This is a genomic window from Reichenbachiella carrageenanivorans (assembly GCF_025639805.1).
GTDB lineage: Bacteria > Bacteroidota > Bacteroidia > Cytophagales > Cyclobacteriaceae > Reichenbachiella > Reichenbachiella carrageenanivorans.
This window is the reverse complement of sequence record NZ_CP106735.1, coordinates 1470889-1484516: the sequence shown is the minus strand read 5'-3', so window position 1 is coordinate 1484516 and position 13628 is coordinate 1470889. Positions and strand designations below refer to the sequence as shown.

14 protein-coding genes are annotated in these 13628 nt (G+C 42.3%); 11 read left to right on the top strand and 3 right to left on the bottom strand.

Going from position 1 to position 13628, the window contains the following annotated elements; all coding sequences use genetic code 11:
- Positions 1–29: 29 nt before the first annotated feature.
- The 5 genes from N7E81_RS05900 to N7E81_RS05880 all read left to right on the top strand — a co-directional run bounded on the left by N7E81_RS05900 (position 30) and on the right by N7E81_RS05880 (position 5001).
- Complete coding sequence (locus tag N7E81_RS05900; RefSeq protein WP_263052360.1) at positions 30–749, top strand: OmpA family protein; 720 nt, start codon at positions 30–32, stop codon at positions 747–749.
- A 47-nt stretch (positions 750–796) separates the two neighbouring features.
- The gene (locus N7E81_RS05895) at positions 797–2833 is read left to right on the top strand and encodes an OmpA family protein (protein WP_263052359.1); all 2037 of its coding nucleotides are present in this window, start codon (positions 797–799) and stop codon (positions 2831–2833) included.
- A gap of 52 nt (positions 2834–2885) precedes the next feature.
- Positions 2886–3821, top strand: a complete 936-nt coding sequence (locus N7E81_RS05890; protein WP_263052358.1) for a hydrogen peroxide-inducible genes activator — start codon at positions 2886–2888, stop codon at positions 3819–3821.
- Between the two features lie 61 nt (positions 3822–3882).
- Positions 3883–4719 (top strand): alpha/beta hydrolase, encoded by an 837-nt coding sequence (locus N7E81_RS05885; protein WP_263052357.1) that lies wholly within the window; start codon positions 3883–3885, stop codon positions 4717–4719.
- A gap of 30 nt (positions 4720–4749) precedes the next feature.
- Positions 4750–5001, top strand: a complete 252-nt coding sequence (locus N7E81_RS05880; protein ID WP_263052356.1) for a hypothetical protein — start codon at positions 4750–4752, stop codon at positions 4999–5001.
- Here the strand turns inward: N7E81_RS05880 and N7E81_RS05875 are convergent.
- From N7E81_RS05875 to dxs, 3 genes are all read right to left on the bottom strand, one after another.
- Positions 4992–5438, bottom strand: coding sequence for a tellurite resistance TerB family protein (locus N7E81_RS05875; RefSeq protein WP_263052355.1), 447 nt, complete (start codon positions 5436–5438; stop codon positions 4992–4994). The two genes, N7E81_RS05880 and N7E81_RS05875, sit on opposite strands and share 10 nt — an antisense overlap.
- 68 nt (positions 5439–5506) lie before the next feature.
- Positions 5507–7012, bottom strand: a complete 1506-nt coding sequence (locus tag N7E81_RS05870) for an MltF family protein (protein WP_263052354.1) — start codon at positions 7010–7012, stop codon at positions 5507–5509.
- A gap of 106 nt (positions 7013–7118) precedes the next feature.
- Positions 7119–9032 carry a 1-deoxy-D-xylulose-5-phosphate synthase gene (gene dxs, locus N7E81_RS05865; RefSeq protein ID WP_263052353.1) on the bottom strand — a complete coding sequence of 638 codons (1914 nt, stop codon included), beginning with the start codon at positions 9030–9032 and terminating at the stop codon, positions 7119–7121.
- Between the two features lie 128 nt (positions 9033–9160).
- Here dxs and N7E81_RS05860 point away from each other — a divergent pair, with 128 nt between their 5' ends.
- The 6 genes from N7E81_RS05860 to N7E81_RS05835 are packed head-to-tail and all read left to right on the top strand — an operon-like array spanning position 9161 to position 13622.
- The gene (locus tag N7E81_RS05860) at positions 9161–10267 is read left to right on the top strand and encodes a glycoside hydrolase family 3 protein (RefSeq protein WP_263052352.1); all 1107 of its coding nucleotides are present in this window, start codon (positions 9161–9163) and stop codon (positions 10265–10267) included.
- Complete coding sequence (locus tag N7E81_RS05855; RefSeq protein ID WP_263052351.1) at positions 10264–10740, top strand: DUF4920 domain-containing protein; 477 nt, start codon at positions 10264–10266, stop codon at positions 10738–10740. The genes N7E81_RS05860 and N7E81_RS05855 overlap by 4 nt, the downstream gene beginning before the upstream one ends.
- A 56-nt stretch (positions 10741–10796) precedes the next feature.
- Positions 10797–11231 (top strand): copper resistance protein NlpE, encoded by a 435-nt coding sequence (locus N7E81_RS05850; protein WP_263052350.1) that lies wholly within the window; start codon positions 10797–10799, stop codon positions 11229–11231.
- 32 nt (positions 11232–11263) lie between these two features.
- Complete coding sequence (gene rfbA / locus N7E81_RS05845; protein ID WP_263052349.1) at positions 11264–12124, top strand: glucose-1-phosphate thymidylyltransferase RfbA; 861 nt, start codon at positions 11264–11266, stop codon at positions 12122–12124.
- Positions 12121–12672 carry a dTDP-4-dehydrorhamnose 3,5-epimerase gene (gene rfbC / locus N7E81_RS05840; RefSeq protein WP_263052348.1) on the top strand — a complete coding sequence of 184 codons (552 nt, stop codon included), beginning with the start codon at positions 12121–12123 and terminating at the stop codon, positions 12670–12672. The genes rfbA and rfbC overlap by 4 nt, the downstream gene beginning before the upstream one ends.
- A 5-nt stretch (positions 12673–12677) precedes the next feature.
- A complete protein-coding gene (locus tag N7E81_RS05835) occupies positions 12678–13622 on the top strand; it encodes a UDP-glucuronic acid decarboxylase family protein (protein ID WP_263052347.1) in 945 nt (314 codons plus the stop codon).
- Positions 13623–13628: the final 6 nt, after the last annotated feature.

Here is a 13628-nt window from a genome sequence, read left to right as displayed (position 1 = left end):
ATAACTTTGACATAACCATCTACTAAACCATGAAAGTCATAAGCTCACGATTTTTGTTTTACTTTTCAGTCCTGCTTTCTGCTGTTCTTTCCCATGAAAATTCCTACGCTCAAGCCCACGAAGAGGGAGAGCTGATTAGGGTCACAGGCACTGTGCTAGATCACGAATCCAAATCCCCCATCGCAGCCAATGTATTCTACGAAAAACTACCCTACTACGATGACATGGGCATTGCCGCCACCAATGATCAAAACGGAGTGTATGAATTGTATATGCTCGAAAATCTCAAATACATCATCAATGTAAAAGCCGACGGCTACAAAACGGTCAGTGAAGAAATAGCCATCATAAATAACGGCTCACAGCTCATCGAAAAAAACTTTTTGATGGAGCCAGATGCGGCACATGAGAAATTTGATTTGCACAATCTTATATTTGCCAGAGGCAGAGCCGTAATCGATGAATCTTCATATGGCGAGCTCAACGACTTTGCAGATTGGCTAGACCAACGCCCCAACGTCAACATTCAATTGGATGGCCATACAGATTTCCAAGGCAATGCCCAAGCGAACCTTGAACTTTCGCAAGAGCGTGTAGATGCAGTAAAAGACTACCTTGTCAAAAAAGGCGTAAAGAAAAACCGAATCCAAACCAAAGCCTTTGGAGGGACCCAGCCACTCAGTCGAGAACGAACAGATGAAGCTCGTACAGCAAATAGACGTGTGGAAGTCCAAGTACTAAAGCAATAAAAAAATTGAATACCTTTATTACCACCTTGAATAAATAATTATCCTCAATGAAACACTTTATCACCTTTTTAGCTGCTGCCCTGCTGTCTTGCAATCTATACGCGCAAGAAACTGTAAAATGGGCATCCGAAGTCATGTACGTGACCTCCGAAACTTCTGCATTACAATATTCCGCTGGACAGGCCTTACGCTCTCCCAATGTCTACCCAAAAGGTGGCGAAAACCCCAATGCCTGGCGACCTGCCAAGCCCGACAACGACGAGTATATCGTAGTGAAATTTGATACACCTATACGTGCACAACAGATAGCTATCGCTGAAACTGAAAATCCAGGAGCCGTATCAAAGGTATTTGCCTATGATTCATTAGATAATGAATATTTGCTCTTCGATCTCAACCCAAGACCCATTCCTCTTCAAAGCAGATTACTCAATTTGTTTTTTGAAAAAACACCTTATCGTATAGCCTATATCAGAGTAGACATTAAAGGTGGTAGTGTCCCTGGTTTCAACAGTATCGATGCCATTGGTCTATCTTCATCCAACATTCCGATCAGTGTATTAATCAACTTGGCTCAAAACGTAAACCAAGAACTTGTCACAGAACGCTTGGGGGAAAATGTAAACAGTCAGTACTTAGAGCAAAGTCCCGTGCTTTCGCCTGATGGCAAAACTTTATATTTTAGCCGACGCTCTCATCCAGACAACGTAGGCGGTGTAGACGACTATGAAGATATTTGGTATTCTGAGCTGGACGAAGAAACACAAGAATGGCTTCCTGCCAAAAATTTGGGTGCGCCTCTCAACACCCCTGGCCCAAACTTTATCTGCTCTATTACGCAAGTAGGAGACGAAACAGTACTCTTGCTAGGCAATCGATATGAGAAAAAAGGAAGAATGTCTCAGGGTATCTCAATGAGTAAAAGCAAAGGGGATGGCAAATGGGACAAACCTACCAACATCAACGTAGACAACGATTATAATTATTCCGACAAGGTAGATTATTACATGAGTGCAGACACCAAAGTCATTCTCATGGCAGTAGAAAGAGACGACACGTACGGCGACCGAGACATCTATGCTTCTTTTGTAAAACCAAATGGAGACTACAGTGAACCTAAAAACCTAGGTAGTGTAGTCAATTCAGCAGATGTAGAGAGTGCCCCTTTCTTACATCACGATGGAGAAACTTTATACTTCTCCTCCAAGGGATTCAGAGGATATGGCAACGCCGACATCTATGTATCTAAAAGGCTCGACGACACTTGGACCAACTGGTCTCAGCCAGAAAATCTCGGAAAAGGAGTAAATGGTAGCGAAGACGATACTTATTTCAATATTCCTTCCTCTGGTAGCCATGCCTATTTCAGTAGAGGAAAATCTGATGAAAACACGGATATTTTCAGATTTAGAATCGACGAGCTGTTTGTAGAACCTACAGACGAGCCTGTAGCTGACTCAGAAGAAATATTCGTAACCATCCACGGCAAAGTGCTTGACTCTAAAACGAACGAGCCAATTATGAGTAATGTATTGGTAGAAAGGCTTCCTGACGGCATCACCGTAGGCAACGCAGAAACCAATGAATACGGCGAATTTGTATTCAAAGTAAGACCTGGAGCTACCTATGGTGTACTCGCCGAAAAAGACGGATACCTGTCTCAAAATGAAAATGTAGACCTCAATGAAGTGGCAGAGACTACAGACATACAAAAAGACCTGTTCTTGTCGCCTATAGAAAAAGGAGCTGCCATCACACTCAACAATATTTTCTTTGAGTTTGACAAATCTGACTTGCGTACTTCTTCTTACGCAGAGCTTGACCGTATATTGAAATTGCTCAAAAGCAATCAAATAAACAAAATAGAAATATCAGGACATACAGATTCCGTAGGTGATGACAATTATAACCTAGACCTGTCACAAAGAAGAGCTTGGTCTGTATATAGCTACTTCATTTCAAACGGAATCAATGCCTCACGCCTAGAATCTGTAGGCTACGGAGAAACCATACCCATCGGGCCTAATGACACCCCCGAAAATCGACGAACAAATAGAAGGGTAGAATTTAAAATTATTGACTAAAATTAAAGGCTCGAATTTCGAGCCTTTTTTCACTCTCATTTTATAGCAGCCATTGACACTCGTACAACTAGAATACATCATTGCTCTCGACAACTATAGACACTTTGCTATAGCCGCCGAAAAATGTTTTGTTACCCAGCCTACGCTGAGTATGCAAATCCAAAAACTAGAAGATACACTAGGCGTCATTCTTTTCGATCGCTCTAAGCATCCCATTGAACCTACAGAAATAGGCGCACAGGTCATCGAGCAAGGCAGAAAAATCATAGCCGAGTCAAAGAAAATCACAGAAATCATAGATGACGAAAAACATGAAATTCGTGGAGATGTAAGGATAGGGGTGATCCCAACACTGGCACCCTATTTAGTTCCTCTTTTTATCTCTTCTTTTATTGATAAATATCCGAAAATCAATCTTCAGGTAAGCGAACACATGACTGGCGATATGCTCGATTTACTGAAAAAAGATCAAATAGATATAGGCCTCATGGTGACACCCCTAAAAGAAGAAGGCATGAAAGAGCTTCCTCTCTTTTACGAAGAATTTTATGCTTATATCTCACACAGGCACCCTCTGTACGATCACAAAACCGTCTCCTCTGCAGAATTGAAAAATGAAGGTTTGTGGATACTCGATGAAGGACACTGTTTTAGAAGTCAAATGCTGAACATCTGCAATGCAAAAAAAGCAGACCGCTACAACAATCGCGTGCTCTATGAAAGTGGGTCGCTAGAAGCACTCAAAAAATTAGTGGATCGCCGAGGAGGATACACACTATTGCCAGAACTGTTCACTTTAGACCTTTCAAAAGACGAACAAACCAAACTGCGAAAATTTTCTGAACCTGTTCCCACACGAGAGGTTGGACTTGTCGTAAAGAAAAGCTACGCCAAAAAGAAACTCCTAGAAGCCTTACACAAAGAGGTTTTAGCGAACCTGCCACCAATCATGGTAAGTCGAAAAAACACCAATGTCATCAAAGTATAGCCTTCTGATTTGTCTATAGAAGGCTATTTGTGAGGTGTCGATATTTCCTGTATTTTCAAGTATGGAAAAGTATCTCCTTATTGGCCTAAGTGCCTATCTTTTGCTTTCCTTGATCGTCTATCTGGTGCAGGAGTATTTCATGTTTCACCCAGAAAAACTCCCCGAAGATTTTGAATATAAATATGAAGACCCATTCGAAGAGCTCTTCTTCGATGTGGAAGAAAACGTAAAGATAAACGGCCTACATTTTACAGTAAAAGAACCTAAAGGGATTGTCATCTATTTTCATGGCAATACACGAAGCATCAAAGGATGGAGTAAATATGCCCGCGACTTTACAAGGAGCGATTACGAAGTCTTGTTGATCGACTATAGGGGATTTGGCAAGAGTACTGGCAAGCGTGCAGAAAAGGCCATCTACAAAGACAGTCAATATATCTACAATCAAGTTAGAGGATGGTATCCAGAAGAAAAAATTATCATCTATGGCAGATCTATGGGATCAGGCTTTGCAGCCAAGTTGGCTTCTAAAAACAAACCCAAAATGTTGATTCTTGATGCCCCCTACTATAGCCTTTCTCAACTCACCTCTCGGTGGCTATTTTTCCTCCCTTTATCCATTTTACTCAAATATCACATCCGAACAGACATTTGGATCAAGTACGTGAGGTGCCCGATTTACATTATTCATGGTACAAAAGATGGGTTAATTCCATACCGGTCTAGTGTCAGATTACGCAAAGAAGCTCCATTGACCACTCGATTGATACCTATCCATGGAGGAAAGCACAACAACCTCACGTTTTTCAGTGAATATCACAACCATTTGGACGAAATCCTACAAGACAAATACGATTTAATATTCGATAAATCACTAAAAGATTTCCTAGATTATTAAGTATATTGAATACAACAACAAGATGATACAATGACTCAAGTACAATTCCTGAATATGTCCCTAGGGGACAGAGTTCAACATATCTACAAAAACGGGGAGTTTATTACAGACATTCAATACAATGAATTCAAGGTAAATTTGTTCTTATTAGATGGAAATTATTTCGAGGTTTTCATCAATCACAAATCTGTAGAAATCACAAAAATAGCACCGCTCAACTACAAGTCTAACCGAGTGTTTTTCTATCTAGATCAAGTAAAAATTCCCAAGCCTCAAGCATGATCAATCTCAAGGCGATGAGCAAGTTTGTTGATCGCCTCTTGTTCCTCATCTGATATCCCATCAGCTATGTTGGCAAACAAATACATCGTTTCCAATATAAATTCTTGATCTAATTTATTGTCTTTGATAGCATCGTGCAGTGCATTAAGAAATTTCTTATTCCATTTGTCCACATTGTCTAGCAGATATCTGATCTCTGTTCTAAACGACATTGCAATCATGTCTCTATCGTCTTCAGGTGATTTTACAAATTCGGCAGAAAGCCCTCTGGTAGCCATCACGATCCCATCCCATTCTTCCTTATCTAGCACGCCATCACTCATACATACCAGCAAGGCTGGGTAGAGTTTAGCCAAGTATATGAATTGATCTTCTGGAATGCGTATTTTTCTAGATTTGATATACTCAATGTAGAGTTGGTGAAGTTGTGCGTTCATAGGGATTGGTAAAGCTTGAGAGTTCTAAAGATAATACCTTCGCCGAACATTCTGAGTGTCAAATAAAACTATTCGACTATTGGCTGATCATCTGCTGCCACAGCCGCACTCTTATCCATCTGGAGGTAGCGCCCATATCTATACAAAATATCCTCTACATAGTCCACAGGCTCGTCTCCACGACAATAGCCAAACTGAACCACAGGATCCATATAGTATTTTTTCTTTGCTTTCAGTCGGAGATACTTAGCTACATCTTCCCACTGTTCTGGATTAGTCCCATATTTTTTAGCTAATCGAGCAGCATCCTGTACATGCCCCTGCCCTACATTGTAAGAAGCTAAAACGAACTTAGATTTTTCTATAGGGTCATCTATTTCTTTCCAAACGTCTTCTAGCCACAAGAGGTGTTTTACCCCAGCTTTGATGTTTAACGAAGGACTATACAAATTATGAATGCCGTAAGAATTCGCCGTTCTAGGCATGACCTGCATCAAACCTCTGGCACCTACCCAAGACTCTGCTCGAGGGTCAAATCGAGATTCCTTAGAAATTTGTGCAGCCAGCAGTTGCCAGTCCCAGCCGAGCTTTTCGGCACCTATTTTAATTAAGCTGTCGTAGGGTGAAATTCGCTCCGAGTTTTTGGAAAAAAAGTCACTCTCCACCATCTCCTTGCTTTTTCGAGTACTCTTAAAATATTTGTCGTAAAGCGCATAATACTCATTGGTGCGTTTCATGTGCCCAATCCATGCATTGAGCGTATCGAGCAACTGCGGCGAGTGTTTTCTTACACCCCAAGCAATCTGCTGAGGAAAACTTATAGCCGTACGCACATCGAGTATTGGAAAGTACCTGGCGTTGACTAGAGCCACATCTTCGTCCGATACCGTATAGTCGATCTCTCCCGTGGCGACCATTTCAATCAAAGCTTCTGTCTCTAACTCATCAAACTCTTCTACTATTAGGATATCGCCCCCGACTTCTTCTGCTAAGTGTTTCAACCGAGTAGTATAAGCCGACCCTTTCCTCACATGCACTTCTTTACCGATAAGATCTATGGGGTTTCTAATTAGTGTTTTTTCAATTTCATGGAGTTTTAAAGAACGCCAATTGTCTGGCTTACGCTGAACCAAAACTTGCCTGACAAAATTGTGAGGATCCGTGAAATCCATGAATTCTTGACGTTCTTTAGTAACTGACAGGTTGTAGGCCAAGATGTCGCCTTGGCCAGAATTGAGTTTTCTAAAACCATCGCCCATACTTGGTGTGATGTTAAACCTTAGCTCAAGTCCCATTCGTTCAGCAAACAAGGAAAGCAGCTCATATTCATATCCCATCGGTTCGCCTCTATATAGAAACATCCCCGTAGAGCTATTGTCTACGATAGCGGTGAAGTAGCCTCTTTCTTTGATTTTATTCAAATCAAAATCAAGTACGTTTTCAGGATTGTATCCATAGGTAGGGTCTTCGGCTTGTTCCTGCTCTTCGAGAGCAGTCATATCTAGATTGGACCGTTTGCACGAAAACAAACCCAGACCCGACGCCAATAGGCAAACCAATATGTATCTATTCATGGTAATCATATGAGGGCTGTACGCCAAAATACAATATACGTATTTTCCGACATTCTGTACTTGGATAGAATTAGATATACAATATCGCCCAAAATATGCTGATAATTTAGATCGTTTGAAGTACCAGTAGCTTCTTGGCAGCCTGATACAACCCATCAGGATCAAACCCGCATTCTTTGTGAAGCTCCATTTGCGTACCATGCTCTACTACTTCATCAGGAATACCTAACCTTACCACTTTGCTCTGGTAACCGTGGTCTGCCATAAACTCTAGTATAGCACTACCGAATCCTCCCTGCAGGCAGCCGTCTTCTACTGTAATCACATATTTGTAATTATGGAAAACATCATGCAACATGGACTCATCCAGTGGCTTGGCAAATCGCATGTCATAATGCGCAACATCTAAGCCCTCTTTTTGTAACTTTTCGCCAGCCTCAGTGGCATAATTACCCACATGACCCAAGGTTAGAAAAGCCAATGCGTCGCCTTCTTTTAATTTTCTCCCTGTACCTATTTTTATTTCTTCAAATGGCGTTTTCCAATCAGGCATTACACCGTTGCCTCTTGGGTATCGGATCGAAAACGGCCCTTGATCTGGCAATTGCGCTGTGTACATTAGGTTTCTCAACTCGGCTTCATTCATCGGGGCAGATACTACCATATTTGGTATGCACCTGAAAAAAGATATATCGTAGTTGCCATGATGGGTAGGGCCATCAGCCCCAGCAAAACCAGCGCGATCCAAACAAAAAACTACATTCAAATTCTGAATAGCTACATCATGAATGACCTGATCATAGGCCCGTTGCATAAAAGTAGAATAGATATTGCAAAACGGCACTAACCCTTGAGTAGCCAGACCTGCAGAAAAAGTAACGGCATGCTGCTCCGCTATACCTACATCGTAGGCTCGATCTGGCATCACTTTCATCATGATGTTCAACGACGAGCCAGAAGGCATCGCTGGGGTAATGCCCATGATTTTGTGGTTCTTTTCGGCTAACTCCACAATCGTATGACCAAATACTTCTTGGTATTTAGGTGGCTGTGGCGTCTCGTATACTTTTTTATGAATCTCCCCTGTAAACTTGTCGAAAGTACCTGGCGCGTGCCATTTGGTTTGATCTTTTTCCGCCAAGGAATAACCCTTGCCTTTTTTGGTAAGGCAGTGCAATATTTTAGGACCAGGAATATCTTTTAGATCATTCAAAACACTGACCAAGTGATTCACATCATGCCCGTCGATAGGCCCAAAATATCTTAAGTTAAGTGATTCGAAGAGGTTGCTCTGCTTAAGCAGAAAAGACTTGACACTGCTTTCTACCTTAGAACCTATTTCTTGGGCATTTGGCCCAAACTTGCTGATTTTACCCAATATATTCCACACCTCATCACGCATTTTGTTATACGTCTTAGAGGTAGTAATGTCTGTAAGATAATCTCGAAGCGCGCCCACATTTGGATCAATCGACATGCAATTATCATTAAGGATAATGAGCAAATTCGATTTAGACACACCCGCATGGTTCATCGCTTCGAAGGCCATACCTCCAGTCATGGCCCCGTCTCCAATCACAGCAATATGTTGCTTTTGCTTTTCATTTTTATGACGAGAGGCCTCAGCCATCCCTAGAGCTGCCGAAATGGAGGTAGATGAATGCCCTACTCCAAAAGCATCATATTCGCTTTCTTTCCTTTTTGGAAAACCAGACAGTCCATTATAAAACCTATTGGTATGAAATTGGTCTCTCCGGCCAGTTAGGATTTTGTGTCCATAGGCCTGATGGCCTACATCCCAAACCAATTGATCTTCGGGTGTATTGAACACATGGTGTAGAGCTACCGTAAGCTCCACCACTCCCAAACTGGCACCAAAATGGCCACCATATACCGAAACCACATCTACAATGTATTGACGAAGTTCATCAGATAGCTTGACCAGTTGGACAGCATCGAGGCTCTTCATGTCCGCGGGAGAGTTGATTTGGGCGAGTAACTTACCGGGCTCGATTTGCATAAACTAAATGTACTGTTATAAATTCAAAGCACCAAAAAAGTGGCATTGTCTGTACCAAAAGGCAAAGTGCCTGCAAAAGTAAACAGTTTTAGTTACTTATATTGCATTCACATTTTAGGTTTAAAAGTATGAAGAAATTATTTGCCTTGGCGTGTATCGCGCTATACTCCATAACTGCTATTGCGCAAACCCTAGAGACCGAAAAGGATTCTATAAGTCTTGATGTAATGATCGGCCAGATGATTCTGACAGGAATTGGCGACTATTCATACCTCGAAAAAGACGCTAATATCTTGGATGAAATCAAAGCTGGGAAAGTAGGGGGAGTAATCTTTTTCGAAAAAAATATCAACACCGAACATCCCAAAAAACAACTCAAAAGAACCATCGACCTGCTTACTGAAGCCGCCACTATTCCGCTATTTATAAGCATAGACGAAGAAGGAGGGCGTGTCAATCGGCTCAAGCCCAAATACGGTTTTCCTGAAACCAAACAAGCGGGTGAGCTGGGTGCTATGAATAACCTAGACACAACAACTTTCTATGCCAACAATACGGCCTCGACACTGAACGAATTTGGATTCAACCTAAACTATGCGCCAGATGTAGATGTGGCGATCAATCCAGACAATCCTGTCATTGCCAAGCTGGGGCGCAGTTATTCAAACGACCCCAAGATCGTAGCCGCTCATGCACAAGCGGTCATAGATGTGCACCGCTCCAATGGCGTACTGACCACGCTCAAGCACTTTCCTGGGCATGGAAGTTCTAAAAATGATTCACACCTAGGTGTGGCCGACGTAAGCAATACATGGCAATTCGCCGAACTAATGCCATACAAATACCTGCTTGACTCTGGCAGGATCGATGGTGTCATGACTGCTCACATCATCAACGAACATTTGGATCCGTCCAAATTGCCAGCAACACTATCCCCCTACATCATCAGCAACATCCTGCGAGGCGTACTCGGTTACGAAGGCGTGGTTTTCACCGACGACATGCAAATGCATGCCATATCAAAAAACTTTGGATTTGAGGAATCGATCAAAATGGCCATCCATGCAGGAGTAGATGTCATGCTTTTTTGCAATAACGTGCCAGGTAATGAAAGAAGAACCCCTTCACAGATTCATACAATCATAAGCAACTATGTCACTTCTGGAGAGATTTCTGTTGACCGAATTCAGACCTCCTACAACCGTATCATGAAACTCAAATCAACTTTCGAATGAAAAATGTGAGCCTTCTTTTTCTTGGCTGTGTTTTAATCTTTTCTTGTTGGAAAAATGAACCCAAACAACAACCACAAACCAGTAAGGTATATGGGAAAACATTTGACCCAACAGCCGTCTCAGACATTTCCAATCTACCTAAACTGATGTCTAAATCTGATTCCGTCTGGATGACTCTATCTGGGCCAATAGAAAAAACCTGTGCAGTCAAAGGCTGCTGGATGCAGCTCAAAACGGATCAAGACGATCCCCTAAGAGTAACGTTCAAAGATTACGGATTTTTTGTGCCCAAAAACGGAGAAGAAGGCAAAACAGCCACCGTACAAGGCTATTGTATAAAACAAGAAACTTCTGTGGCCGAACTACAGCACTACGCACAAGATGCAGGAGCATCAGAAGCCGATATCGCTTCGATCACAGAACCACAGGTCGGGTACAATTTTGTAGCAACAGGTGTAATCATTCGAGATTAAATTCCCTTTTACCCTACGAATACCTAATTTTGGATTCTCTAAAATTATCCTGCCTTATGAAAGATATAAAATATGTGCTGCTAGGACTGGTACTAGTCGGTCACATGACAATAACCAGCTGTGGTGAAGACAGTACCGAAAGTGTAATACTAGGCACATGGCTTGGCACCAACATTGTGAGATCTGGCTGCTCAGACCCGCTAGACAACGGTGACCTAGAATGCAAAAGAGATTTATCTGAATGTGTCTCATGCATGACTCTTGTTTTGGGAAGAGATGGCACTTACTCACTCACTGCCAATTTTGACGGCAGCCCCAATAGCGAAACAGGAGACTTTGAGGCAAAGGATGGAAAAATCAGACTTGATCCGTCAAATGGCGACCCTTATGACCTACCCGTTTCTGATGTATCGGAATCTGACATGATCATTGACTTGCCTCTTTCCAATGGCTGCTCAGCCAAAATAAGCCTAGAAAGCACAGATTGCTAAACCTACTACACCTCAGAAGACTATATATTTAGATGAAAGGAATCATTTTGGCAGGCGGATCAGGAACTCGGTTACACCCACTCACTGTAGCTGTGAGCAAGCAGATATTGCCCGTATTTGACAAACCCATGATATACTACCCCCTGTCCACTTTGATGCTGGCTGGTATTAGGGATATTCTAATCATATCTACTCCACGAGATTTGCCCATGTTTGAAAGTCTATTGGGCGACGGCAGCCAAATGGGTTGTAACTTTCAATATGCCGTTCAAGAAAAACCAGAAGGCCTAGCCCAAGCTTTTATTATTGGCAAAGAATTTATAGGGCAGGACAAAGTAGCGCTTATTCTAGGCGATAATATTTTTTATGCCTCAGGTATATCCAAAAAACTGCAACAATGCATAGATCCAAATGGCGGAATTGTATTTGCCTATCACGTACAAGATCCCGAAAGGTACGGAGTAGTAGCGTTTGACAAATCCAATCAAGTCATCTCTATCGAAGAAAAGCCACAAAACCCTAAATCTAACTTCGCTGTACCTGGGCTTTATTTCTACGATAACCAAGTGGTAGAAATCAGCGAATCGATCAAACCTAGCCCAAGAGGTGAATTAGAAATCACGGAGGTAAACAACCAATACCTCAACCAGAAAAAATTAAGCGTTCAGATATTAGACCGAGGTACTGCTTGGTTAGACACAGGCACTTTTTCCTCCCTCAACGAGGCAGGCTCATTTGTGCAAATTATCGAAGAGCGTCAGGGGTTGAAAATAGGATGCATCGAAGAAGTCGCCTACAAAATGAATTACATTGATGCCCAGCAGCTTGAGCAAATAGCTACACCGCTAATCAAAAGTGGATATGGCACTTATCTATTAAATTTATTAAAATGAAAATAGAAGCTCTCCCGCTCTCTGGAGCCTTTTTGATAAACCCTACGATACACAACGACAAACGGGGCTATTTTTTCGAATGGTTTAATATACAAACGTTCGAATCGAAGACTGGCATTGACTTTAAGCCCGTGCAATTCAACTGTTCCAAGTCTGCCAAAGGGGTACTACGCGGAATGCACTTTCAGACACCTCCACATGCACAAGCCAAACTAGTAACTGCCACGAAAGGCGAAATACAAGACGTCATTATTGATCTCAGAAAAAAATCACCAACCTTTGGTCAGCATTATTCGACCATACTCTCCGAAGAAAAAAAGAATCAACTCTATGTTCCCAAAGGCTTTGCGCATGGGTTTCTGGTGCTCTCAAAAGAGGCCGAGATATTTTATGCCATAGACAACTTCTATGCGCCAGATCATGAGGATGGAGTGTGCTACAATGACCCTACACTAAATATAAACTGGATGTTGGATGAGGAGGAATTAATCCTTTCCGACAAAGACAAAATCTACAGCGCATTTGCTAGTGCGCCATTAAATTTTTAAAAAGGATGACTAAAAAAAGAGTACTTATTACAGGAGGCGCTGGATTTCTCGGCTCTCACCTTTGCGATAGATTTTTGAAAGAAGGCTGCCATGTCATAGCCATGGACAACCTGATTACAGGCTCATTAGATAATATTGAGCACTTGTTTCATAGAGAAGATTTTGAATTCTTCAACCACGATGTGTCGAAGTTTGTCCATGTGCCAGGCGACTTGGACTACATCATGCACTTTGCATCCCCTGCCAGTCCGATCGATTATTTAAAAATGCCCATCCAAACCTTAAAAGTAGGCTCATTAGGCACACACAATTTGCTGGGATTGGCGAAAGCCAAAGGTGCTAGAATGCTCATCGCTTCTACCTCAGAAGTATATGGAGACCCGCTCGTACATCCTCAAACCGAAGACTACTGGGGCAATGTAAACCCTGTAGGCCCAAGAGGTGTCTACGACGAGGCCAAGCGTTTTCAAGAAGCCATGACGATGGCCTATCACACTTTCCACGGTGTAGAAACTAGAATTGTTAGAATTTTCAACACCTATGGCCCAAGAATGCGCTTGGACGATGGGCGTGTACTTCCAGCTTTCATCGGACAGGCACTCAGAGGAGACGACCTTACTGCTTTTGGTGATGGCTCACAAACAAGATCTTTCTGCTATGTGGACGATCTCGTGGAGGGCATCTATCGCCTCTTGCTCAGCGACTGCCCCGACCCTGTGAACATTGGTAACCCTAGCGAAATCACCATCAATCAGTTTGCAGAAGAAATTTTGAAACTGACAGGCAGCAAGTCCAAAATCGCCTACAAGCCGCTACCCATGGACGATCCTAAGCAGCGTCAGCCAAACATCACAAAAGCAAAAGAAATATTGGGCTGGGAACCAAAATTTTCCAGAAGTGAAGGCCTAAAGCCAACGCTTGAATATTTCATGAAAAAAGTAAACGGCTAATCAAAT